This window comes from Streptomyces humidus (assembly GCF_014649655.1).
In the GTDB taxonomy this organism is placed as follows: domain Bacteria; phylum Actinomycetota; class Actinomycetes; order Streptomycetales; family Streptomycetaceae; genus Streptomyces; species Streptomyces humidus.
On record NZ_BMTL01000034.1, the window covers coordinates 90,271 to 112,033 of the forward strand.

Below are 21,763 nucleotides of genomic sequence, written 5' to 3' on the forward strand. Positions count from 1 at the left end.
GCCTCCTGAGCAGTGTTCTCGGTACGCAGGTCGCTCACGCGGCGATCCGCTCGGCGCCGTCCGCCGTGATGCCCTTGGTGGAGGCGATCACGCTCTTCAGCTTCTTGGACAGTGCCTCATAGAACATGCTCAGCGGAAACTCGTCCGGAAGCACGTCGTCCACGAGCTTGCGGGGCGGCTGGGTCAGGTCCAGCGCGTCGGGACCCTTGGCCCACTTGGAGCCCGGATGCGGCGCGAGGTAGGCCGAGACCAGCTCGTAGCCGGCGAACCAGTGGACGAGCTTGGGGCGGTCGATGCCGTCCCGGTAGAGCTGCTCGATGTCGGCGCAGAGCTGGTTGGTGACCTGCGGGGCGCGCTGCCAGTCGATGTGCAGCCGGTTGTCGGTCCAGCGGACGACGTCGTGCTTGTGCAGGTAGGCGAAGAGCAGCTGGCCGCCGAGGCCGTCGTAGTTGCGCACCCGCTCGCCGGTGACGGGGAAGCGGAACATACGGTCGAAGAGGACCGCGTACTGGACGTCGCGGGCCTGCGGGACCCCGTCGTCCTGCAGCTTCACGGCCTCCTTGAAGGCGGTGAGGTCGCAGCGCAGCTCCTCCAGGCCGTACATCCAGAACGGCTGGCGCTGCTTGATCATGAACGGGTCGAAGGGCAGGTCGCCATGGCTGTGGGTGCGGTCGTGGACCATGTCCCAGAGCACGAAGGCCTCCTCGCAGCGCTTCTGGTCGTGGACCATGGCGGCGATGTCCTCGGGAAGCTCCAGACCCAGCACGTCGACGGCGGCGTCGGTGACACGGCGGAAGCGGGCGGCTTCGCGGTCGCAGAAGATGCCACCCCAGGAGAAACGTTCCGGCGCCTCGCGGACGGCGATGGTCTCCGGGAAGAGGACGGCCGAGTTGGTGTCGTAGCCGGCCGTGAAGTCCTCGAAGGTGATGCCGCAGAACAGCGGGTTGTCGTAGCGGGTGCGCTCCAGCTCGGCCAGCCAGTCCGGCCAGACCATGCGCAGCACGACCGCCTCGAGGTTGCGGTCCGGGTTGCCGTTCTGCGTGTACATCGGGAAGACGACCAGGTGCTGGAGGCCGTCCGCGCGGTTCGCGGCGGGCTGGAAGGCCAGCAGCGAGTCGAGGAAGTCCGGCACCTCGAAGCCGCCGTCGGCCCAGACCCGCAGGTCCTTCGCCAGGGCCCGGTGGTAGTCGGCGTCGTGCGGAAGCAGCGGGGAGAGCTCCTCGACGGCGTCGATCACCCGCTGGACCGCCCGCTCGGCGTCCGTGCGCGGCGGTGCGCCCTCGGCCGTGAAGTCGATCGATCCGTCCTTCGCCTGCCAGGGCCGGATCCCTTCCACGGCATCCTTGAGCACGCGCCACGCCGGGTGCTCCACCACCCTGACCACCGGAGGAACCCGATCCTCCGTAGCTGCCTGCACAAGAATTTCCGTCATGTCCCATCCTCCCCTGGAGAACCTCGCGTCAGGACACCGTATGCATACGAGGTTTCCTCCAGCAAGTGGACCTTCGGGAAATTATCCTGCCCACTCGCATCTTCACCGCACTTTTTCCTGTCGGACACCGGAGAGGCGACGCTTCCGCGCGGCCAGGGCGGGTAGGTAACTCCCCGGACGCACGCGAGTCCTGGCCTGCCCGCGGCCGTCGGCTCACGTGCTCCCCCGGCCCAGCCGTCGACGGAAACGAGTCACGCCTTGAACTTCCTCACCATCGGCCACCGCGGGGTGATGGGCGTCGAGCCCGAGAACACCCTGCGCTCCTTCGTCGCCGCCGAGCAGGCCGGCCTCGACGTCGTCGAACTCGACCTGCACCTGAGCAAGGACGGCGCGCTCGTGGTCATGCACGACCCCGACGTGGACCGCACGACCGACGGCGCCGGGGCCGTCGCCGACCAGACCCTTGCCGAGCTGCGGACCCTCGACGCGGGACGCGGGGAACGTGTGCCGGTCTTCGAGGAGGTCCTCGACGCCGTGCGCACACCGCTGCAGGCCGAGATCAAGGACGTCGGGGCGGCGCGGGCGCTGGCCGAGGTGATCCGGGCCCGGGACCTGACGGGGCGGGTGGAGGTGTCCTCCTTCCACGAGGAGGCCGTCGCGGAGATCGCGCGCCTGGTCCCCGGGGTGCGCACCGCGCTCATCGGCAGCCATTACGGCCTCGACATCGTGGACCGGGCGGTGACGGCCGGCGCCGCCACGCTCTGCCTCAACCTCCGGCGGCTCACCCTGGAGATCGTCGAGAAGGCCCGCGAGCGCGACCTCCGCATCATCGGCTGGGTGGTCAACACCCAGGACCAGCTGCGTCTCGTCCGCGCCCTCGGACTCGACGGCGCGACCACCGACTACCCGCAGATCAGGCGGACCGGCCGCTTCACGGCGTAGCCCGCCTCTTCCCCGCCTCTTCCGGATCCCGCCGGTCGAGCACGCGGCGTCGCGCGCCGAGCCTCGCGAGGCGGAGCGGAGCCCGGCCACCGGACGTACTCGCAGGGCTCACACGAGTTCCTTGACCAGCAGCTCGAACTCCAGGTCGTCGCGCTGCGGGATGCCGAAACGCTCGTCGCCGTACGGGAAGGGGGTCATCCGTCCCGTACGGCGGTAGCCGCGGCGCTCGTACCAGGCGATGAGGTCCTCGCGGACGGAGATCACGGTCATGTGCATCTCGGTGACGCCCCAGTCCTCGCGCGCCTCGCGCTCGGCCTGCGCCATGACGGCCTTGCCGAGGCCGGCGCCCTGCGCCGTGGGGCTGACCGCGAACATGCCGAAGTAGGCGTGGCCGCCGCGGAGCTCGAGCTGGCAGCAGGCGACGATCCGGCCGTCCTGCTCGGCCGTGAGCAGCCTGCAGTCGGGCGCCTCGACCACCGCGAGCACGCCGTCGGGGTCGGTCCGCTGCCCTTGCAGGATGTCCGCCTCCGTCGTCCAGCCGGCCCGGCTGGAGTCACCGCGGTAGGCGGACTCGATGAGCCGGACGACGGCGTCGACGTCGGCGGGGGTGGCGTCGCGGAAGGTCAGGTCGGTGGCGGCGGTGTCCATGCGGGCGGTCTCCGGTCTCTGGCATGTCTGGGGCACCGGCGAGCCTAACGCCGCCCCGCTAGGATCAGGATGCATGGTGCACGTACTCAGCGGCAGAACCCTGATCCGTCCCACCGACCCCGAACGCTCGCGCGCCTTCTACGGCGAGCGGCTGGGGCTGGCCGTCTTCCGCGAGTTCGGGACGGGGCCGGACCGCGGGGTCGTCTACTTCCTCGGCGGCGGTTTCCTGGAGCTCTCCGGCCGCTCACGGACGCCGATGCCCCCTGATCCCGCGGTGCGGTTGTGGCTGCAGGTCGCGGATGTGACGGCCGCGCACGAGGAGCTGCGGGCGAAGGGGGTCGAGATCGTCCGTCCCCCGGCGAAGGAACCGTGGGGGCTCGTCGAGATGTGGATCGCGGACCCGGACGGCACCCCGATCGTGCTGGTGGAGGTGCCCGCGGACCATCCGATCCGGTACCGCCCGGGCATCTGAACCACCGGGCGGGGCCTTTCCGGCCCATGCCCGCAGGCCGGTCCGCCACCACCCGCGACCGCCCCGCCACCGGCGGATTCTTGCCGCGACCGTCAGCGGATGCCGTCGTCCGGGGCGAGGCTTAGCGTGCTGGAAGGGGTCCCCGTCGTTTCGGAAGGATCGTCATGAAGCTCGACGCGCCCGTGCCCGGCGGGCCCTGCTGGGCCGAGCTGGGGACCAGCGACCTGCAGGAGGCGAAGCGGTTCTACGCGGAGCTGTTCGGCTGGCGCGCGCGGACCGACCCCCGGCAGGGGGCGGGCGGATACGCGGTCGCGCACCTCGGCGAGGCCGCCGTCGCGGCGCTCACGCCCCTGCATCAGCAGGCGCAGCCATGCGCCTGGAGCGTCTTGTTCACGGTGACCGACGCGGACGTCAGCGCACGGCTGGTCACGGAGGCAGGCGGCAAGGTCCTCGCCGGTCCGATGGACGTCTTCGACATGGGCCGTTTCGTGGTCGCCCTGGATCCGGCCGGCGCGGCGTTCCAGCTGTGGCAGGCGCGGACCTTCCCGGGCGCCGGGCTGTTCAACGCGCCCGGCTCGCTCGGCTGGGTCGAGCTCCTGACCCGTGAGCCGGAGCGCGCGGAGACGTTCTACACCACGGTGTTCGGCTGGACCGTCGGCTCCTCCGAGAACTACGTGCAGTGGGGCGTCGGCGGCGCCGACTTCGGCGGCATGATCACGATGGACGAGAAGTTCGCGCCGGAGGTGCCGCCGCACTGGCTGCCGTACTTCGCGGTGAGCGACGTGGACGCCTCCACGCGGACCGCCGTCGGGGCAGGCGGCACCGTGCTCATGGAACCGACCGCCATGCCGGACGGCCCGCGGATCGCCGTGCTCCGCGACCCTCCCGGCGCCGCCTTCGGCGTGTACCGCGCGAACCACGAGGGGTGAACGTCGCACGTCGACTTCGACGTCGACGGGGTACGGCGCGCGCCGCGACCCAGCCCTCTGAGCCCGCCCCCGTCCTCACAGCCCCCTGAGGCCGCCCCGTCCGCACAGCCACCTGAGCCGCCTCTCTCCGCACGGCCCGCGCAGCCTTGGGCGTCGTCGGCGGACAAGGCCGCCGCTCAGACCCGCAGCGCGCGCATGTGCCCCTCCAGACGGCTGAGCAACTTGCCCAGCAGGGTGGCCAGTTCGCCCTGGCTGCTGTCGTCCAGGGCGGACAGGACCGCGCTCTCGTAGGCGAGCTGCTCGGGCAGGACGCCGTCGACGAGTTCCTGTCCTGCCTCCGTGAGGCGGAGGTGGGCGACCCGGCGGTCGCGGGTGTCGCCGCGGCGCTCCACGAGGCCGCGCTCGGTGAGCTGCTTGAGGCGTTTGGTGACGGCTGCCCCGGAGGAGAAGGTCTCGCGGGCCAGCTCGCCGGGGGTCAGCTCGTGGCCGGTGCGGCGCAGCGCGCCGAGCAGGTCGAACTCCGGTCGGCTCAGTCCGACCCGGCGCAGGGGCGCGTCCTCGGCCTGCTGGAGCAGGGCGGCACAGCGGTTGACCCGGCCGATGATCTCCATGGGCCCGGTGTCCAGGTCGGGCCGGACGGTCTGCCACTGCCGTACGACGGCGGCGACCGTGTCGCTCCTCGCCGGCTCGCCGTCCGCGGTCCGGTCGCCGCTCCTGACCCGGTCACCCGTGGCCGTGGCGTCATCGGTGGCCGTGGCGTCGTCGGTGGCGGTCGGGACGCCGGTTACGGTCGGAGCACCCGTGGCGGTCGGGGTCTCTGCGGCAGGGCCTCCCCTCGGGGTGTTCCCGGCCGCCGAACCCTCCCGCGCCCCGTTCCCGGCCGCCGCCCGTCCCTGCGTCGCCGTCATCGCCGTAGGTCCTCCGCTCTCACGCTCGCGTCCCGGTCCAGGAGCAGCCCCTGACGCCGTACCGTCGCCGCGAGCGTACGGTGTCCCGACTCTTCGGCCGTCACGACCCGCTCCCGGGGCAGGGCGCGCTGCCACCACTCGCCGGCCGCGGCGTCGGCGGTGGCACGGAGGTCGACCAGGGCGGCGGCCAGTGCGCGGCGGGCCGCGTCCAGGGTTCCGGTGGCGGGGTGCGGCTCCGCCGCCAGGCGAGCGGCGTGCTCCCGGGTCCTTTCCACCGCCGTCAGAGCGGCTTCCAGCCGGTCGCCGACGCGGCGGTCGGTGACGGCGATCGCGGCGGCGAAACCGACCGCGGCGCCCACGAGGGTGTCCACGAGCCGCTCGGCGATGAGCCGCCCGGGGTCCTGGATCCGCGTGAACTCGGTGATGAGCAGGGCCATCGGGGTCACGCAGACGCTGCCGAGCCAGTAGTTGCGGCTGATCAGCGCCTCGGCGCCGAAGTTGAGGGCGAGACAGACCAGGACGAGGGCCGCCTGCGCGAGGTGGGCGAGCGGGACCAGCACGGCGAAGGCGAGGACGCCGACGAGATTGCCGACGATGCGCTGGACCGCGCGGCTCCAGGTGAGCGTGACGTTCGCCTGGTAAAGGGACGCGGCGGTGACCAGCGCCCAGTAGGGGCGGCCGATCCCCAGGGCGCAGGAGGCGTATCCGGCGAGGGCACAGCCCAGGGCCGTGCGCGCCGCGAGGGGCGCGAGAGGCGCGAGAGGACCGAGGCGTCGCCTCGACGACGTTCGGCCGACCGCGAGTCCGGCGTCGACGCCGATGAGTTCGTCGTCGTCGACGAGGTCCTCGGGGCGCGGGACCGAGGTGGTGCCGCGCAGGTCGCGGGCCCAGTCGCGCAGCCGGGCCGGGTCGGTGTCAGCGGGGGCGGCGAGGGCGATCTCGGCCCGCACGACGAGCCGTTCCAGGCCGCGCCGCGTCTGCCCGGCACGGGCCGACAGGAGGGTCTGCCAGGCGGCGTGCACGGCGGCGGCCGCGCCGGCGCGGGCCCGGTCCTCGCCTTCGCCCGCCGCATACGCGTCGACGTGGGCGGCGGCCGCGTTCAGGGCGTGCGCGGTGGCTCGTCGTTCGGGGCCGTGCGGGCGCGCCAGCCCGGGCGCCATGCCGATCAGCCAGGCCCAGCCGCCCGCGGCGAGAGCGGGCCCGAGATGGCCGGGGACCTGTCCGAGGGTCTGCGGCACGAACAGCGCGGCGGAGCTGATGAAGGTGAGGACGACGTTGCCGGGCGGGCCGAGGCGGGTGGCGTCGCACAGGGCCTTCTGGGCGGCCGCGAGGAGCGCGCCGACGGTGACCAGGACGAGGGGCGACGCGGTGAGCGAGGCGGCGAGCAGGGCGACGGCCAGGCCGCCGGTCATGCCGAGCACCACCCACGCCAGCACACGGGCCCGCGCCGCGTAAGGGCGGTTGTGGGCGTAGAGGGCGCACAGGGATCCGGCCATGGTGTACACCGCGAGATCCAGCCGTCCGAGCGCCAGCAGGATCAGGTTCGGCGGGGCGACCGCGGCGATCACGCTGAGAGCGGGCTTGAACCAGATGTCCGAGGGGCGTCCGAGCCGCAGGACGCCGGAGAGCGGGAAACGGGGTCCGGGGCGCTTTCGGGGTTCGGGCCGGGGCCCCGGCCGGAAGCGGAGCCGGAACCGGGGCCCGGGCCGTGGGCGGGGTCGCTGAGGAATCGCGCTGCTCACCTCATTAATTTAACATGTGTTTTACTCATGAAATACTTCCGTGCTTCCTCGCATGCTCCCCGCATACACCCTTGCGCCCGCGTGCGCACGGCACGGTGTGGGCATCGCATCCCTCGACGGCGGACACCGAGCGCGCAGGGCGCTGCGCGTCGCCGCGTGGACGCCGAGCGGTCGGTGAACGTCGAGCGGGGAGGTGCGCGTGCACGGACCGGCTTCGCCCGGCTGGCTGCTGGTCGCGCTGTGTGCGGCGACCGGGGCCTACTGCCTGCTGCGGATGCGCAGCAGGGTCGAGGAACAGCGCAGAGCCGCGGGCGGCGAGGCCCTGATGGGCTTCGGCATGGCCTCGATGGCCGTGCCGCCGGCCGTGTTCACCCCACCGGCGTGGGCGTGGCCGGCCTACGCCGCGGTCTTCGGCGCGGCAGCCCTGCGGGCGCTGTGGTCGGCCCGGACGGACGCGCATCATCTGCATCATCTGGTGGGCGCCGGGGCCATGGTGTACATGGCGGCGGCGATGGCCGGCACGCCCTCGCACAGTCACGGGCACGGCGGCTCGGGAGTCCCGGTGCTGACGGGCGCGCTGCTGGCGTACTTCACCGGTTACGTCCTTCTCGCCGGGGTGAGGCTGCTGCCGGCCGCCGGTGCGGGCGGGGCGGCCGTCGCCTGGGGTGACCGGCCCGAAGTGGCGCGGGCGTGCCGTCTGTCGATGGGCATCGGCATGCTCGCCATGCTGCTGACGATGTGACTTCGAGTCACGGGCATGACCTGCGTCCCTTCGCCGGGTGAAGCCGTACTCCTGAAGGTGCGCCGCTCATGGGGTGCCGGCCCGGCCACCGATGCCGGGACCGCGCTCGCCGGACTGCCCGCCCGCCGGCTCCGCCGAGAGGCCACGTGCGGAGGCCGGAGCCCGCCCGGCGGGACCGACCGAGCTGACCACAAGGGCAGTTGAGCGTCCGACGGAGCGGGAGGAACCGTGTGCGCCCCGCACGGGTCGACGGTGGCTCAGGACCTCTTCCCGGACGGCGCGTTCGCCTCCGGCGCACTCGGTCGGCGAGGATCGTCGTATGCGCTACCCGTCCACCGACTCCCCGCCCCTTCCCGTCGCCCAGCGCACGGCCGCCCGCGTCGCCCTGGTCCTGGGCCTGTGCTCCGTCCTCCTCCTCGTCCCCGTCGTGGGCGAGTGGGGTCCCCTGATCTCCGCCGACCGCGACGTCGCCCGCACCACCCACCGCTGGGCCGTCGCCGATCCCGACGTCACCCGGGTCTGCCGCATCCTCACCGACTGGGTCTGGGATCCGGTGACCATGCGACTGCTGGGCGCGGCGGCGGCCGTGTGGCTGGTGTGGCGCCACACGGACTGGTGGACCGCCGGATGGCTGGTGGCCACGGCCGCGCTGGGCACGCTGATCCAGCAGGCGCTCAAGGCCGCCGTGGGCCGCGCCCGCCCGGTCTGGCCCGACCCCGTCGACTCGGCGCACTACGCGGCCTATCCCTCCGGGCACGCCCTGACCGCCATGGTGGTGTGCGGCCTCCTGCTGTGGCTGCTGCACCGGCACGGCGCCGGTCCCCTCCTGTGGTGCGCGGCGCTGACGGTGGCGGTGATCTCCGTGGTGGGCGTGGGACTCACCAGGATCTGGCTGGGGGTGCACTGGCCCTCGGACGTCCTGGCCGGCTGGCTGCTCGGCGCGACCCTGGTGGCGGTGGCGATCGCGGCACACCTGCGTGGGCGGCCGGACCGGGCCAGGCCCACGGTGGACGCGGCGAGTTCGACGGCCGGGCCGCGCATCTGAGGTGGTGGCGGAGCCTCGGGTGACGCTTCGTCACGGCGTGGCAGGCAGCGACGCGTGCGCGCGTCCGCGCCTTCCGCGCACCGGCACCGATTCCCGTCCGGGTCCGCAACGTCCGCAACGTCAGTCGTCCGCGCCGCTGCGTCGTCCGCGTCGTCCGCATCATCCGCGCCGTCCGCGAGGCGATGCCGGGCGTGCGGAACGCCCGGCGCCGGCCGAGGCGGGGTTCATAGGATCGCCCCATGACGAGTGTGCTGTTCGACTTCTCCGGGACCCTCTTCCGCATCGAGTCCGCCGAGTCCTGGCTGGGATCGGTGCTGCACGAGGCCGGCATCGCGATGCCCGGGCCGGAGCTGGCCGCGACGGCGCGGGCCCTGGAGACGGCCGGGGCCCTGCCGGGCGGGGCCTCTCCCCTGAGGGTGCCCGACGAGCTGGCCGGGCTGTGGCGGGCACGGGACGAGAGCGCGGAGCTGCACCGGGCCGCGTACACCTCCCTGTGCCGTCAGGTGCCCTTGCCGGACCCGGCGTTGTACGACGCCTTGTACGACCGGCACAGAACGCCGGCGGCCTGGTCCCCGTACCCCGACGCCCTCGCCGTGCTGCGCGGGTTGCGCGAGCGCGGTCTGCGGGTCGGCGTGGTCAGCAACATCGGCTGGGACCTGCGGCCCGTGTTCCGGGAGCATGGCCTCGACGGATACGTCGACACGTACACGCTGTCGTACGAGCACGGGGTGCAGAAGCCGGACGCACGGCTGTTCACGATCGCGTGCGAAGCGCTGGGGGCCGAACCTCACCGGACCCTGATGGTGGGCGACGACCGGCGGGCGGACGGCGGGGCGGCCGCGCTGGGCTGCGCGGTGCACTTCGTGGACCATCTGCCTGCGGCGGAACGCCCGGACGGGCTGCGGGCGGTGCTCGAGCTGGTGGGCTGAGCGGCGAGAACACCGCGCACGCCCCGGCGACGGCGGCCTCAGGACCCCACGACTGAAAAAGCGCGCCCACTCTGGACGATCCCCCGCGTCGCCCAGAGCAGGCGCCACCCCGGCGGGCTCCGTTCCGGAGCCGACCGGAGTTCCTGAGTATAGTTGGCTGGCAGCCAGTCAACCCAGGAGTTACAGGATGTCCCCGCGCAGCGCCTCGGTCAATGAAGAATTGCGGCGGCGTTCCCGGGAGCGGCTTCTGCAGGCCGCGGTGGAGTTGGTGGGAGAGCGTGGCTACGAGGCCACGACCCTCGGCGACATAGCGGACCGGGCGGGCGCGGCGCGCGGCCTGGTGTCGTACTACTTCCCCGGCAAGCGCCAGCTGGTGCAGTCGGCCGTGCACCGCCTGATGCACCGCACACTGGAAGAGGCGCTGGAGCGCGAACCGCACACCGAGGACGGCCGGGAGCGGATGGCCCGGGCCATCGACGCGATCACCGGGCTGGCCCGGGACCGTACGGTGCTGATGCGTCAGCACATGGCGGGGCTGCTGCAGGCCGAGGGCTTCCTCGAGTGCCCGGAGCAGCAGCGGCTGGCCGAACTCCTGCGGGACACCGCGGCCCGGCACAGCTCACAGGACGCCGGCCACGACTACCCGCTGCTGCGCTCCCAACTGATGGGCGCCGTCTACTCGATGGTGCTGCCGAACGTGCCGCTGCCGCTGGTCACCCTGCGAGCCGACCTGTTCGCGCGTTACCGCCTCGACTGGGAGCAGGGGGACCCGCCGGACGCCGAGGCGCCCGGCGGGAAGGGCGGCGGCGATCTGTCGCGGTTCTTCGCGACAGATCTGCCGGCCGGGGATCAGTCGAAGTAGTCCGGCTGCGTCTGGACGTTGAGCTCGCGCAGCCGCACCCGCTTCGCGGGGTCCGTGCGCTTGTCGTCCAGCTTCAGCACGTCGAAGCCCTTGGCGATGTCGTTGGAGTAGATGTAGCCGTTGTAGTAGTAGGCCGACCACGAGCCGCCGGTCTGCAGGGTGGTGGTGTTCAGCGGGCCGCGCTCGAAGTAGGCGATCTCCTTCGGCTTCGTCGAGTCGGTGAAGTCCCAGACGGAGACCCCGCCCTGGTACCAGGCCTGGACCATGAGGTCCTTGCCCTTCACCGGGATCAGCGAACCGTTGTGCGCGACGCAGTTCTCGGTGTCCGCCTGGTGGCGCGGGATCTTGTAGTAGGCGCGGAAGACGAGCTTGCGCTTGTCCCCCTTGCCGACGATGTCGTAGATGCCGTCGGCGCCGCGGTTCGGGCCGGTCGCCTCGTTGCAGGTGGCCGCGCCTCCGCCGCCGAGCTCGTCGGTGAACACGACCTTGTTCGCCTTCTGGTTGAAGGTCGCGGAGTGCCAGAACGCGAAGTTGACGTTGTCCTGCACCTGGTCGATGACCTTCGGGTGCTCCGGGTCCTTGATGGAGAAGAGGATGCCGTCGCCCATGCAGGCGCCGGCCGCCAGGTCCTTCTCCGGCAGCACGGTGATGTCGTGGCAGCCCGTGGTCTTGGACACCCCGGGGTTGGTCGGACCGCCGGGGTTGCCGCCGCCGTCCGGGCCCTCGCCCGGGAACAGCACGGGGAAGCTCACGACCGCCGCCTGCTCGGGCGCCTTGCGGGGCACCTTGATGACCGAGATGCCGTCGTGCGGCGGCTGGCAGTCGGGGTAGGCGGCGTTGGGCGAGTACGAGGAGACGTAGATGTAGACGTTCTTGCGCTCGGGCACCAGGGTGTGGGTGTGCGAGCCGCAGGCGGTCTCCACGGCGGCGACGTACTTCGGGTTCGCCTTGTCGCTGATGTCGAAGACCTTCATGCCCTCCCAGGAGGACTTCTCGGTCACCGGCTGGGTGGTGCTGTGGCAACTGCTGTCGCTGCGCGAGGAGTCGGTCGACAGGAAGAGCAGGTCGCCCGAGACGGAGACGTCGTTCTGCGAGCCGGGGCAGAGCACCTGGGCCACCGTCTTCGGCGACTTCGGGTTGCTGATGTCGAAGACGCGGAAGCCGTCGTAGTTGCCGGCGAAGGCGTACTTGCCCTGGAAGGCCAGGTCCGAGTTGGTGCCGGGCAGGGCGTCCTTGGGGATGTTCGCCAGGTGCTCGATGTTGGCGGAGTGGACGATCTCGTCCTGCCCGGGTATCTCGCCCTGGGCGATCGCCGCGGCCGCCTCGGCCCTGGCGCCTTGCGAGACCTCCTGCTCCACGGCGGGCGCGTCCCCGGGGTCGGGGGTCGCGGCCGCCGGGACCGCCGTGAGGAGGGCGGCGAGGAGACCGGTGCACGCGGCGGCGACTCCCAGCCGTCTGCGTCGTGTTCGAGGATCGTTCAACAGGGTCACTGCATCCTCCCTTGTCCCCGTTCCCAGGGAACGGTTCACGGTGCTCCGAAGTATCGTCTTCATCATGCACATATCAAGGGCGGGCAACGCACTCGTCATGAATCTTTCTGTTCATTAGTGCGATCAGTGGTGCATAGATCCAGACGAGGACGGACCCGTCCTCAACTCGCCGATCCCCGGAGGTCGTTGTGCCGCTCCGCCGCATGCCCCTCGCCTCAGCCGCACTGCTGCTGGCATTCGCCCTCGCGGGCTGCGACTCCGGGCCGGACGCCAAGCCGTCCGGCGCGGACGGCCCTTCGGTGATCGCCCCCGGCGAGCCGGGCGACGAGAACCGCACCCTCTCCGCCCAGGAAGCGGCCGAGCAGCGCGCCGACGACGACACCCCGAACACGGCGGACGTGTCGTACGCGCGGATGATGATCCGGCATCACGCCCAGGCTCTGGAGATGACCCAGCTCGTCCCGGACCGCGCCCGGTCGGGGGACGTCAAGCGGCTCGCCCTGCGCATCTCCGCGGCTCAGGGTCCGGAGATCGAGGCCATGAAGGGCTGGCTCACGACGCACGGCAAGACCACGGCGAGCGGCGGGCACGACCACGCCGTCATGCCCGGGATGGCGAGCGAGGACCAGCTGAGCGAGCTGCGCGCGGCGCGCGGCAAGGCGTTCGACGCCCTCTTCCTCACCTTGATGATCACCCACCACGAGGGCGCGCTCACCATGGCCGCGGACGTCAAGGCGCAGGGCAACAACGTGCAGATCGAGGAGATGGCGGACGATGTGATCGCGCAGCAGACGAGCGAGATCACCCGGATGCGCGCCATGCGGTGACGCCGTCACCCGGCCGCCCGTCCGGGTGACGGCGCGGCCGGGCAACGGCACCGAGGGACGGCGGTCAGCCCTGGACAGCGCTCAGGAAGGGGCGCCGGGCGGGCACGGAGGCCGAGAAACGATGCTCTAGCACACACCCAAGGCGATCGCATGGTCACGTTCCGTACGAACGGACACGCGTGCGCCGCGAGAGCACAGCGCCCTGTCAGCGGAGCGGCGCCGGTGCGATGCTGGAGACACCAGCGTTCTCCTCCGTACCCGGGGCAAGGAGTTCCGCCGTGCTGCGTGTCGCCGTCGTCGGTTCAGGTCCGAGTGGGGTCTACACCGCTCAGAGCCTGGTCGAGCGAGATCCCGAGGCGTTCGTCGACGTCCTGGACCGCCTGCCGTGCCCGTACGGGCTCGTGCGCTACGGCGTCGCCCCGGACCACGAGAAGATCAAGTCCCTGCAGCACAGCCTGCGCACGGTCCTCGAACACGAACGGGTGCGTTTCCTCGGCGGGGTCCGGGTGGGCGCGGACGGGGTCCCCGTGGACCGACTGCGCGAGATGTACCACGCGGTCGTGTACTGCGTGGGCGCCGCGTCCGACCGGCGCCTCGGGATCCCCGGCGAGGAACTGCCCGGCAGCTGGTCGGCGACGGAGTTCGTGTCCTGGTACAGCGCGCACCCGGACTCCGCCGCCGGCGACGGGTTCGTACGGGACGTCCGCACGGCCGTCGTGGTGGGCGCCGGGAACGTCGCGCTGGACGTCACCCGGATGCTGGCCCGCGGCGCTGCCGAGCTGAGCCCCACCGACATGCCGCAGTCGGCGCTGAGCGCGCTGTCGGCGAGCGGGGTGAGCGAGATCCACATGGTGGGGCGGCGCGGCCCGTCCCAGGCGCGCTTCACCACCAAGGAACTGCGCGAGCTGGGCGGGCTGCCCGACACCGACGTGGTCGTCGACGAGGCGGAGCTGGCGTCCGATCCGGCGTACGGTGATCCGTCCGGACTCCCGGCGGCGCAGCGACGCAACGTGGAAGTGCTGCGCGGCTGGGCGGCGGCGCCGGCCCGTGGCGTGCGGCGGCGGATCCGGCTCCGGTTCTTCCTGCGCCCCGTCGAACTGCTCCCCGTCGAAGGCCGGTTGGGGGCGGTGCGACTGGAGCGGACGGCTCCGGACGGGCGCGGGGGCGTGCGGGGCACCGGCCGCTACGAGGTCGTCGAGGCGCAGTTGGTGCTGCGGTCGGTGGGGTATCGCGGGGCGCCCCTGGAGGGGCTGCCGTTCGACGCGGTGAGCGGCACGGTGCCGCATGCCGCCGGGCGGGTGGTACGGGGAGGCGCGGTCGCGCCGGGCGAGTACGTGGCGGGCTGGATCAAGCGCGGCCCGACCGGTGTGATCGGCGCCAACCGGCCGTGCGCGAAGGAGACGGCGACGTCCCTGCTGGAGGACGCTCCCGTTCTCGCGCGGCGGCGGTTGCCCGACGAGCCGCTGGACGCGCTGCGGGCGATCGGGGCCGACCCCGTCGAGTGGGCGGGGTGGCTGGCGATCGAGCGGGCCGAGGCGGCGCTGGGAGCCTCTCTGGGACGGGGCGTGGTGAAGCTGCCGGACTGGGCGGCGCTGAGGGCCGCGGCCGGGTCCGCCGGCCCTTCGCGCGCCGCGACCGCGCCTGCCGGCCGTTCGCGTCCCGCGGACCGGCCCTCCTGACCTCCTGACCTCCTCCCCTGACCTCCGGCAGCCTGGGCGGCGCTCCTGGGGGCCTCGACGCCCCCGACGCCGTTCTCCTCGCGAGACGCCGGCCGTCGCGGGGACGTCCGCTCCCGCGAGGTTCGTGGGCGGCCTGGCCCGGCCGCCCACGGTGACTCAACTCGCCGAACAGGAAGCACCGTTGAGCGTGAAGCCACCCGGCGCCGCGCTGTTGCCCGTGTGATTCGCCTGATAGCCGATGCTGACGCTCGCACCAGGCGCCAGCGTGCCGTTGTAGGTCGCGTTCGTCGCCGTCACCGCTCCCGAGACCGGTGCGTACGTGGCGCCCCAGCCGCTGGTGATGGTCTGCCCGGCGGGCAGCGTGAAGCCCAGTTTCCAGCCGTTGATCGCGGAGGCGCCGGTGTTGGTGAGGGTCACTGACGCGGTCAGGCCGGTGCTCCATGCACTGGTGGAGGCCGTGACCCGGCAGGCTCCGGGCTGGGGGCCCGGGTCGGGGTCGGGCACGGAGCCGTCGAGGCCGAAGAACCTGAGGACCCGTGCGCCCATGCCGTCGCTGTACACCCCGTGTCCGACGCCCTGGACGCTGATGGCCTCGACGGGGGCGCGGTCACCGGTGGCGCCGTAGCGGGTGCGGGTCCAGCCGGACACGGGCGAGTCGGTGGCGGCCGGGGTCTGACCGACGCCCTGAACGTTCGTCCACTGCTTGATCTCCTCCCCGAAGTTCGGGTAGCGCAGCGTGTCGTCCTGCGTGCCGTGCCAGACCTGCATCCGGGGGCGGGGGCCGGTGTAGCCGGGGTAGGCGTTGCGCACCAGGTCGCCCCATTCCTGGGGCGTGTGGATCACGGTGCCGCCGGCGCACTGGCTGTTCCACTCGGATCCGTCGGTGGTCGCGAAGCAGCCGAACGGGACGCCCGCGAACGCCGCGCCCGCCGCGAACACGTCGGGGTAGTCGCCGAGCAGGACGTTCGTCATCATCGCGCCGGAGGAGATGCCCGTCGCGAAGATCCGCCCGGTGTCGGCGGAATAGGTGCGGATGGTCCAGTCGATCATCGACTTGATGCCGACGGGATCGCTCCCGCCGCCGCGCTTGAGCGCCTGGGGCGAGGAGACGTCGAAGCACTTGCTGCTGCGGGTGACCGACGGGTAGACGACGATGAATCCGTACCGGTCGGCCAGCCGCGCGAACTCGGTGCCGTTGTACATGGCGGGGCCGGAACCCGTGCAGTAGTGCACGGCCACCAGAACAGCCGGGCGCGCGGTGACGTTCGCCGGCACGTACACGTACATCTGGAGGTTGCTGGGGTTCGTGCCGAAGCCCGTGACCTCGGTGAGCGTGGCGGCGGGAACCGGGCCGGCGGCGTGCGCACGGGCGGAGGCGGCGGGCGCGGTGAGGACGGTGGCCGCGAGCAACGACACCAGGGCCGCCAGGAGGGCCAGGATCGCCGGACGAGGCCTTCTTCTGGCAGAAGCGGTCATGTGGGGGGTGGTGGTCAACACGTTCTGTCCCTTCTCGGTGGCTGCTCGGACGACGGTGTGCGACAGGTGCGTGAGCGACAGGTGCGTGAGCGGGGGACGCCGACTCGGCGTGGACGGTGGTCAGGTGGCGGCAGGCACGACCGCCCCACGACGCCGGGCGGCCCGGCGACGAGGTCCGGCCCGGCGCTGGACGTGCGCGTACGGGGCGTCGGCATCGACTCGCCCTCTCGTGGTGCACGCCGGGAGGCGCGCTCGAAGGGAAGCGTCCGCCTCGCATGGTGGCATGCACACGCCCGCCATGGAAGCGCTCCCACAGCAGCGGCGCGCAAGCTTTCGCCGATCGACCGGGGCGCACCCGGACGGCCGGAAGTCTTCTGCGCGAAGCGTTGACTAGAAAGCGCTTACCCCCTACGTTCCGTTCAGCAGTGTGATCGAGCCGCTCACACAGCCCGCAAGAAGTAAGCACTGACCGCGCTTAGCGTTCAGCAAGAAGTACAACAATCACATACATGACCCATTCCTTTCCCCACGAAGGGACGCACCCCCCATGCGCACAGGTCCCCCGCGTGCACACCCGCAAAGGTTCGTCCTCCTCGCGGCGTCCGCCGCGCTCGCCACGGCGGCGGTCACGGTCCTCCCGTCCTCGGCCGGCGCCGCCGAAAGCTCACCGATCGGGTTCGGCGCCGGCACGACCGGCGGTGGCGGAGCCGGCGCGGTCACCGTCTCGACCCTGGCCGCGTTCAAGACGGCGGTGACCGGCAGCACGGCGAAGGTGGTGAAGGTCAACGGCCTGATCCCGCTGAGCGGTCAGGTCGACATCGGGTCCAACACCACAGTGCTCGGGGTCGGTTCGTCGTCGGGGTTCACCGGGGGCGGACTGCGGCTGAAGAAGGTGACGAACGTCGTCATCCGCAACCTGAACATCAGCAAGCCGCTCAAGCCGGCCGACGGGATCGAGGTCCAGGCCTCGACCAAGGTGTGGATCGACCACAACTCCTTCTCGGCCGACCGCGATCACGACAAGGACTACTACGACGGCCTGCTGGACATCAACCACGCCTCCGACTTCGTGACGGTGTCGTGGAACACGTTCAAGGACCACTACAAGGGCTCGCTCGTCGGCCACAGCGACAACAACGCAGGCCAGGACACGGGGCACCTGAGGGTGACGTACCACCACAACTACTTCGGCAACGTCTACTCACGCATCCCCAGCCTGCGCTTCGGCACTGGTCACTTCTACGACAACTACGTCGTCGGCGCCGAGACCGCCGTCCACTCGCGCATGGGTGCGCAGATGCTCGTCGAGAACAACGTCTTCCGCTCGACGCTGGTCGCCGTCACGACGAAGCGTGACAGCGACGTGGACGGCTACGCCAACCTCACCGGCAACGACCTCGGCGGAGCCGCGACCGAGGTGTCCCGGGTCGGGACGTTCACCAAGCCGCCGTACAGCTACACCGCCGAGCCCGCCTCGTCCGTCGTCGCCTCGGTGACCTCGGGCGCGGGCGCCGGAAGGCTCTGACCGCTCGGAGCGCTCCCGCCCGTCCCCCCACACTCCCACCCCCCACTCCCATCCCCTATCCGGAAGAAGGCATCGGGACATGGATACACCAGCACTTTCGCAAAAGACGTCTCCGCCGGCGCCATCGCCTGCGGCGCGACGCGGCGGCCGGTCCTCCGGGCGCGCCCTCACCGGCGGACTGGCCGCGATCGGGCTCGCGGTTGGCATGATCATGACCAGCGGCGCGCTCACCCCCGCGAGCGCCGCCACCTGGCCCACCCCGACCAGCAGCAAGGCGGTGACGGCCACCATCCCGATCTCCGGCACCAAGGACTACGGGATGCAGCGCCTGTACGGCAGCGGCGACCTGGGAACCGGCGGCCAGAGCGAGAACCAGGACCCGATCCTGCAGCTCGCGCCGGGCGCCGTCCTGAAGAACGTGATCATCGGCTCGCCCGCCGCCGACGGCATCCACTGCCAGGGCAGCTGCACGCTGCAGAACGTCTGGTGGGAGGACGTCGGCGAGGACGCGGCGACCTTCCTCGGCTCCTCGTCGTCCAACGTCTACACCGTCTCCGGCGGCGGGGCGAAGGAAGCCAGCGACAAGGTGTTCCAGTTCAACGGCGCCGGCACGCTCAACGTCTCCAACTTCGCGGTGAAGAACTTCGGGACGTTCGTGCGCAGCTGCGGCAACTGCAAGAGCGCCCAGTACAAGCGCACCATCAACCTCAACACCATCGAGGCGACGTACAAGGGCGGCCGGCTCGTCGGCATCAACACCAACTACGGCGACAGCGCGACCCTGAAGAAGATCACCATCGTCGGGGACAGCGGCAAGAAGATCGTTCCCTGCCAGAAGTACATCGGCAACAACACCGGCGCGGAACCGCCCAAGAACGGCTCGGACGCCGACGGCACCTACTGCAAGTACTCGTCGTCCGACATCACCTACAAGTAGCCCCTCCCACGTTCCCCCCACGGTGAGAAGGCGGCCGTGCGAAGCGATCCCCGCACGGCGCTTCGCACGGCCGCCCCGTGGTTCGGGGAACCGGACCGGCACCGCCGCGGAGAACTCGCGGCGGCAGTGGTCGTAGAGGTCGCGCAGCGCCGTGCCGGACCGGTCGGCGGACAGGAGGCCGACGGGCACACGGGGTCGGTGAGCGGGCGCCGGACAACCGTCGCCCGAGCCGTGAACCTGTCGGCGGACCGACGCGTCCGCCGGACAGGGGCGGGAGTGCCGGCGCGCCCGCGCTCGTCGGTCAGCTCGTCGGGCGGCCCCAGAGCACGGCGAAACGGGCCCACTCGATGTCCCACTGCTCCTCGCGCCGGCGTTCCAGACGGCTCCGCAGCACGCGCCCGCCCGCGAAGGGCAGGGTCGCCATCCCGACACCGGCCAGACCGCCCACCAGGGAGGCGCGCAGCCTGGCCTGCGAGGCGCTGGCCGGCCGGGTCACCAGGCGGCCCTGCGGGTCCGTCCAGACCTCGACCGGGGTGCCCGCGGCACTGCCGGGGCCGACGCGGACCTGCCCGGTGTGCACGGAGCCGTCCGGCCCGGTCCAGCCCACCTTCGCCCACACCTGCTCGCCGCTCGCGGAGCGGCTCGCCGCGGGCTTGCCCGGGGCCTGCTCGGTCAGCCGTCCCACGAGGGGGCGCCACTCGACGCGCTCCCGCGCCAGACCGTCTTCGACGGACCCGGCGGTCGCCGTCCCCGCCAGCACCCCGGCGAGGACGGTCAGCGCCCACACGCCGAGCACGACCCAGGACTCCACCGTGTCGGCGCGACGCTTGAGCGGGTTGCGCCGCCAGCGCCACAGCCACACCTTCGGACCTCGGAACGCCATCGAAGGCTGCCTCCTCACGCGCACATGAACATCCCGGCCGCCCTCCCATACGCGGCGGGCGGGCCTGATGCTCAAGGCCGGTCCCCCGCGCCGACGTTCCCATGGACCCCGAAACCCGCGCACGCATCCCTGGGAAAGTGGCCGAAGTCGAGCGGCTGCGGCCCGCCGCTCCCGTAGTGACCTGCGGTGACGGCCTTTCCGGAGGTGACTGTCAGTGGCTGGGTGCAGACTGGCCGATATCTGAGACGACGGTGTCGAAGACACAGCGGAGGTGATCGGCATGACCGAGGTACTGCTCGCCGTGGGCACGCGCAAAGGCCTGTTCATCGGGCGGCGGCGCGGCGGCGTCTGGGAGTTCGACGAGACCCCCTACTTCAACGCACAGGCGATCTACTCGGTCGCCGTCGACACTCGCGGCGAGCGGCCGCGGCTGCTGGCCGGCGGCGACAGCGCCCACTGGGGCCCGTCGGTGTTCCACTCCGACGACCTGGGCCGCACCTGGACCGAACCGTCCCGCCCGGCCGTCAGGTTCCCGCAGGACACGGAGGCCTCGCTGGAGCGGGTGTGGCAGCTGCATCCGGCCGCGGCAGAGCCGGACGTGGTGTACGCGGGCACGGAGCCGGCCGCGCTGTACCGCTCGGAGGACCGTGGCGAGAGCTTCGAACTGGTCCGCCCGCTGTGGGAGCATCCCACCCGCTCGCGGTGGGTGCCGGGTGGCGGCGGGGAGGGACTGCACACGATCCTCACGGACGAGCGCGACCCGCGGGCGGTGACGGTGGCGGTGTCGACCGCCGGAGTGTTCCGCACGACCGACGGCGGGGCGAGCTGGGCGCCGTCCAACTCCGGTGTGTCGGCGGTGTTCCTGCCGGATCCCCACCCGGAGTTCGGCCAGTGCGTGCACAAGGTGGCCAGGGACGCGGCGGACCCGGACCGCCTCTACCTCCAGAACCACTGGGGGGTCTACCGCAGCGACGACGCGGGCGCGCAGTGGACCGACATCGGCGAGGGACTGCCCTCCACGTTCGGCTTCGCCGTCGCCGCGCATCCGACACGCGGGGACACGGCGTACGTGTTCCCGATCAACGCCGACGCGGACCGCGTGCCCGCCGACCGCAGGTGCCGGGTCTTCCGCACGGCGGACGCCGGCAGGAGCTGGGAGCCGCTCACCGCGGGCCTGCCGCCGGAGGACCACTACGGCACGGTTCTGCGTGACGCGATGTGCACCGACGACGCGGACCCGGCGGGCGTGTACTTCGGCAACCGCAACGGCGAGGTGTTCGCCTCCGCCGACGACGGCGACACCTGGCGGCAACTGGTCTCGCACCTGCCCGACGTGCTGTGCGTACGGGCCGCGGTGGTCGGTTGAACCTGGCGAAGTCACCGGCCGGCCCGTTCTGCCCCGCGGCCGGCTGGCGAGTCGTAAGAAGCGCCACGCGGCAACGGTGGTGAACGACTCTCGAACCGCACGTCCGGGTCTCGACGACTGCGAGATCCACCCAAGTGTCAGCGCCGGGGAAAGAACGGAATGCGCCCCGGCGACCAGCCCCGGGCAGACCCTGGCCCGACGATCCGGTGCGCGTCGACCCGGTACTCGTCGATCCGGCCCGACGCGGCCGCCTCGGCGGCGAGGGTCGCGCCGTCGAACGCGATGCCGCCCTCCCCGGCCCTGCTGGCCACCGCTCGATCTTCTCCGCCGGGCCGCCGGAGGCACGCGGGCATGGCCCCGCACCGCAGACAGCGTGGTGGAGAACACCACCCGTGCCGGGAAGGCGCAAGGCGGCCCGGACGACGGCCCGGTGGCGGGGTGCCCCTCCGGCGGCCTCCGGCGCCTCGGCCGAACGAGCTCGCCGGGTCGCAGGCCGGATGCGGCGCCCGAAGGCGCGGACGTCCTTCTGCGGCGCGGACGTCCTTCCGCTCGGTCCGCCCGACGTGTGGCGGGTGCGCCGCTCCGTCCACCGGCCTCGCGCCGTCACGCACCCCGCGCAGGTCACGGCCTGGCCTGCCGCTGGAGACGCACGCACCCGGGCAGTCCGGCCCCCGCGCCACCCCACCCCGGGGTTTCCCGGACGCCACGGGAATTTCGGCGCGAGGCGTTGACAGCCGTCAGGGTTGCTCCTAACTTCACTTCACGCGAACCGGTTCGACGAGGTGTTGCTGCATGATCCTCATAAAAATTCGAACCGGTTCGACCAGTCGCTGTGAGGAGCCCTCGTGAACATCGGTGAGATCGCCCGGCGGGCCGGTGTGTCGCGGAGCACCGTGTCGTACGCCCTGAGCGGCAAGCGGCCCGTCTCC

21 protein-coding genes are annotated in these 21,763 nt (G+C 72.0%); 13 read left to right on the forward strand and 8 right to left on the reverse strand.

All coding sequences use genetic code 11. The annotated features are described in order from the left end of the window. Positions 1 to 34: 34 nt before the first annotated feature. Positions 35 to 1,432 (reverse strand): DUF6421 family protein, encoded by a 1,398-nt coding sequence (locus IE239_RS32505; RefSeq protein ID WP_190153033.1) that lies wholly within the window; start codon positions 1,430 to 1,432, stop codon positions 35 to 37. Between the two features lie 258 nt (positions 1,433 to 1,690). Here IE239_RS32505 and IE239_RS32510 point away from each other — a divergent pair, with 258 nt between their 5' ends. After that, entirely contained in the window at positions 1,691 to 2,374 is a 684-nt protein-coding gene (locus IE239_RS32510) for a glycerophosphodiester phosphodiesterase (protein ID WP_190153034.1), read from the forward strand. A gap of 108 nt (positions 2,375 to 2,482) precedes the next feature. Here IE239_RS32510 and IE239_RS32515 read toward each other — a convergent pair whose 3' ends face one another. Further along, positions 2,483 to 3,022, reverse strand: a complete 540-nt coding sequence (locus IE239_RS32515) for a GNAT family N-acetyltransferase (protein WP_190153035.1) — start codon at positions 3,020 to 3,022, stop codon at positions 2,483 to 2,485. Positions 3,023 to 3,095: 73 nt separating this feature from the next. Here IE239_RS32515 and IE239_RS32520 point away from each other — a divergent pair, with 73 nt between their 5' ends. Beyond that, complete coding sequence (locus IE239_RS32520) at positions 3,096 to 3,494, forward strand: VOC family protein (protein WP_190153036.1); 399 nt, start codon at positions 3,096 to 3,098, stop codon at positions 3,492 to 3,494. A 164-nt stretch (positions 3,495 to 3,658) separates the two neighbouring features. Next, entirely contained in the window at positions 3,659 to 4,423 is a 765-nt protein-coding gene (locus tag IE239_RS32525) for a VOC family protein (RefSeq protein ID WP_190153037.1), read from the forward strand. A 176-nt stretch (positions 4,424 to 4,599) separates the two neighbouring features. Here the strand turns inward: IE239_RS32525 and IE239_RS32530 are convergent, their stop codons facing one another. Beyond that, a complete protein-coding gene (locus IE239_RS32530) occupies positions 4,600 to 5,331 on the reverse strand; it encodes a MarR family winged helix-turn-helix transcriptional regulator (protein WP_229878474.1) in 732 nt (243 codons plus the stop codon). Continuing rightward, positions 5,328 to 6,947, reverse strand: a complete 1,620-nt coding sequence (locus IE239_RS32535; RefSeq protein ID WP_229878483.1) for an FUSC family protein — start codon at positions 6,945 to 6,947, stop codon at positions 5,328 to 5,330. Before IE239_RS32535 ends, IE239_RS32530 begins: the two co-directional genes overlap by 4 nt. Positions 6,948 to 7,272: 325 nt before the next feature. Between IE239_RS32535 and IE239_RS32540 the strand changes: the two genes are divergently transcribed. From IE239_RS32540 to IE239_RS32555, 4 genes are all read left to right on the forward strand, one after another. Beyond that, positions 7,273 to 7,815, forward strand: coding sequence for a DUF5134 domain-containing protein (locus IE239_RS32540; protein ID WP_190153038.1), 543 nt, complete (start codon positions 7,273 to 7,275; stop codon positions 7,813 to 7,815). A 319-nt stretch (positions 7,816 to 8,134) separates the two neighbouring features. After that, the gene (locus IE239_RS32545) at positions 8,135 to 8,860 is read left to right on the forward strand and encodes a phosphatase PAP2 family protein (RefSeq protein WP_190153039.1); all 726 of its coding nucleotides are present in this window, start codon (positions 8,135 to 8,137) and stop codon (positions 8,858 to 8,860) included. A 239-nt stretch (positions 8,861 to 9,099) separates the two neighbouring features. After that, positions 9,100 to 9,789 carry an HAD family hydrolase gene (locus IE239_RS32550; RefSeq protein WP_190153040.1) on the forward strand — a complete coding sequence of 230 codons (690 nt, stop codon included), beginning with the start codon at positions 9,100 to 9,102 and terminating at the stop codon, positions 9,787 to 9,789. Between the two features lie 187 nt (positions 9,790 to 9,976). Then, positions 9,977 to 10,651, forward strand: coding sequence for a TetR/AcrR family transcriptional regulator (locus IE239_RS32555; RefSeq protein WP_190153041.1), 675 nt, complete (start codon positions 9,977 to 9,979; stop codon positions 10,649 to 10,651). Here the strand turns inward: IE239_RS32555 and IE239_RS32560 are convergent. Then, on the reverse strand, positions 10,639 to 12,141 hold the full coding sequence (locus tag IE239_RS32560) for an LVIVD repeat-containing protein (protein ID WP_190153042.1): 1,503 nt from the start codon (positions 12,139 to 12,141) through the stop codon (positions 10,639 to 10,641). The two genes, IE239_RS32555 and IE239_RS32560, sit on opposite strands and share 13 nt — an antisense overlap. Positions 12,142 to 12,344: 203 nt before the next feature. On the opposite strand from IE239_RS32560, the gene IE239_RS32565 reads away from it, so the two are divergent. Then, positions 12,345 to 12,968, forward strand: coding sequence for a DUF305 domain-containing protein (locus tag IE239_RS32565; RefSeq protein WP_190153043.1), 624 nt, complete (start codon positions 12,345 to 12,347; stop codon positions 12,966 to 12,968). Positions 12,969 to 13,246: 278 nt separating this feature from the next. Then, positions 13,247 to 14,647 carry an FAD-dependent oxidoreductase gene (locus IE239_RS32570; RefSeq protein ID WP_190153044.1) on the forward strand — a complete coding sequence of 467 codons (1,401 nt, stop codon included), beginning with the start codon at positions 13,247 to 13,249 and terminating at the stop codon, positions 14,645 to 14,647. Between the two features lie 156 nt (positions 14,648 to 14,803). On the opposite strand, the gene IE239_RS32575 is transcribed toward IE239_RS32570, so the two are convergent. Continuing rightward, the gene (locus IE239_RS32575; protein WP_190153045.1) at positions 14,804 to 16,123 is read right to left on the reverse strand and encodes an extracellular catalytic domain type 1 short-chain-length polyhydroxyalkanoate depolymerase; all 1,320 of its coding nucleotides are present in this window, start codon (positions 16,121 to 16,123) and stop codon (positions 14,804 to 14,806) included. 547 nt (positions 16,124 to 16,670) lie between these two features. Between IE239_RS32575 and IE239_RS32580 the strand changes: the two genes are divergently transcribed. Next, positions 16,671 to 17,648 (forward strand): pectate lyase family protein, encoded by a 978-nt coding sequence (locus IE239_RS32580; RefSeq protein ID WP_190153046.1) that lies wholly within the window; start codon positions 16,671 to 16,673, stop codon positions 17,646 to 17,648. A gap of 205 nt (positions 17,649 to 17,853) precedes the next feature. Further along, on the forward strand, positions 17,854 to 18,585 hold the full coding sequence (locus IE239_RS32585) for a pectate lyase (RefSeq protein WP_229878476.1): 732 nt from the start codon (positions 17,854 to 17,856) through the stop codon (positions 18,583 to 18,585). A 301-nt stretch (positions 18,586 to 18,886) separates the two neighbouring features. Here the strand turns inward: IE239_RS32585 and IE239_RS32590 are convergent, their stop codons facing one another. After that, positions 18,887 to 19,468 carry an Rv1733c family protein gene (locus IE239_RS32590; protein ID WP_190153048.1) on the reverse strand — a complete coding sequence of 194 codons (582 nt, stop codon included), beginning with the start codon at positions 19,466 to 19,468 and terminating at the stop codon, positions 18,887 to 18,889. Positions 19,469 to 19,739: 271 nt separating this feature from the next. Between IE239_RS32590 and IE239_RS32595 the strand changes: the two genes are divergently transcribed. Continuing rightward, entirely contained in the window at positions 19,740 to 20,834 is a 1,095-nt protein-coding gene (locus tag IE239_RS32595; RefSeq protein WP_190153049.1) for a WD40/YVTN/BNR-like repeat-containing protein, read from the forward strand. Between the two features lie 137 nt (positions 20,835 to 20,971). On the opposite strand, the gene IE239_RS32600 is transcribed toward IE239_RS32595, so the two are convergent. Next, positions 20,972 to 21,145: a hypothetical protein gene (locus tag IE239_RS32600; protein WP_190153050.1), complete on the reverse strand. Its 174-nt coding sequence runs from the start codon at positions 21,143 to 21,145 to the stop codon at positions 20,972 to 20,974. A 534-nt stretch (positions 21,146 to 21,679) separates the two neighbouring features. Between IE239_RS32600 and IE239_RS32605 the strand changes: the two genes are divergently transcribed. After that, on the forward strand, positions 21,680 to 21,763 hold an 84-nt coding region (locus IE239_RS32605), incomplete at its 3' end, for a LacI family DNA-binding transcriptional regulator (RefSeq protein WP_190153062.1).

Bases quoted from the DNA above. Each gene is read 5' to 3' on its own strand.
- IE239_RS32525 (WP_190153037.1), top strand. From the start codon at position 3,659: ATGAAGCTCGACGCGCCCGTGCCCGGCGGGCCCTGCTGGGCCGAGCTG.
- IE239_RS32545 (WP_190153039.1), top strand. From the start codon at position 8,135: ATGCGCTACCCGTCCACCGACTCCCCGCCCCTTCCCGTCGCCCAGCGC.
- IE239_RS32575 (WP_190153045.1), bottom strand. From the start codon at position 16,123: ATGACCGCTTCTGCCAGAAGAAGGCCTCGTCCGGCGATCCTGGCCCTC.
- IE239_RS32505 (WP_190153033.1), bottom strand. From the start codon at position 1,432: ATGACGGAAATTCTTGTGCAGGCAGCTACGGAGGATCGGGTTCCTCCG.
- IE239_RS32555 (WP_190153041.1), top strand. From the start codon at position 9,977: ATGTCCCCGCGCAGCGCCTCGGTCAATGAAGAATTGCGGCGGCGTTCC.
- IE239_RS32590 (WP_190153048.1), bottom strand. From the start codon at position 19,468: ATGGCGTTCCGAGGTCCGAAGGTGTGGCTGTGGCGCTGGCGGCGCAAC.
- IE239_RS32530 (WP_229878474.1), bottom strand. From the start codon at position 5,331: ATGACGGCGACGCAGGGACGGGCGGCGGCCGGGAACGGGGCGCGGGAG.
- IE239_RS32550 (WP_190153040.1), top strand. From the start codon at position 9,100: ATGACGAGTGTGCTGTTCGACTTCTCCGGGACCCTCTTCCGCATCGAG.
- IE239_RS32580 (WP_190153046.1), top strand. From the start codon at position 16,671: ATGCGCACAGGTCCCCCGCGTGCACACCCGCAAAGGTTCGTCCTCCTC.
- IE239_RS32520 (WP_190153036.1), top strand. From the start codon at position 3,096: ATGGTGCACGTACTCAGCGGCAGAACCCTGATCCGTCCCACCGACCCC.
- IE239_RS32515 (WP_190153035.1), bottom strand. From the start codon at position 3,022: ATGGACACCGCCGCCACCGACCTGACCTTCCGCGACGCCACCCCCGCC.
- IE239_RS32565 (WP_190153043.1), top strand. From the start codon at position 12,345: ATGCCCCTCGCCTCAGCCGCACTGCTGCTGGCATTCGCCCTCGCGGGC.
- IE239_RS32585 (WP_229878476.1), top strand. From the start codon at position 17,854: ATGATCATGACCAGCGGCGCGCTCACCCCCGCGAGCGCCGCCACCTGG.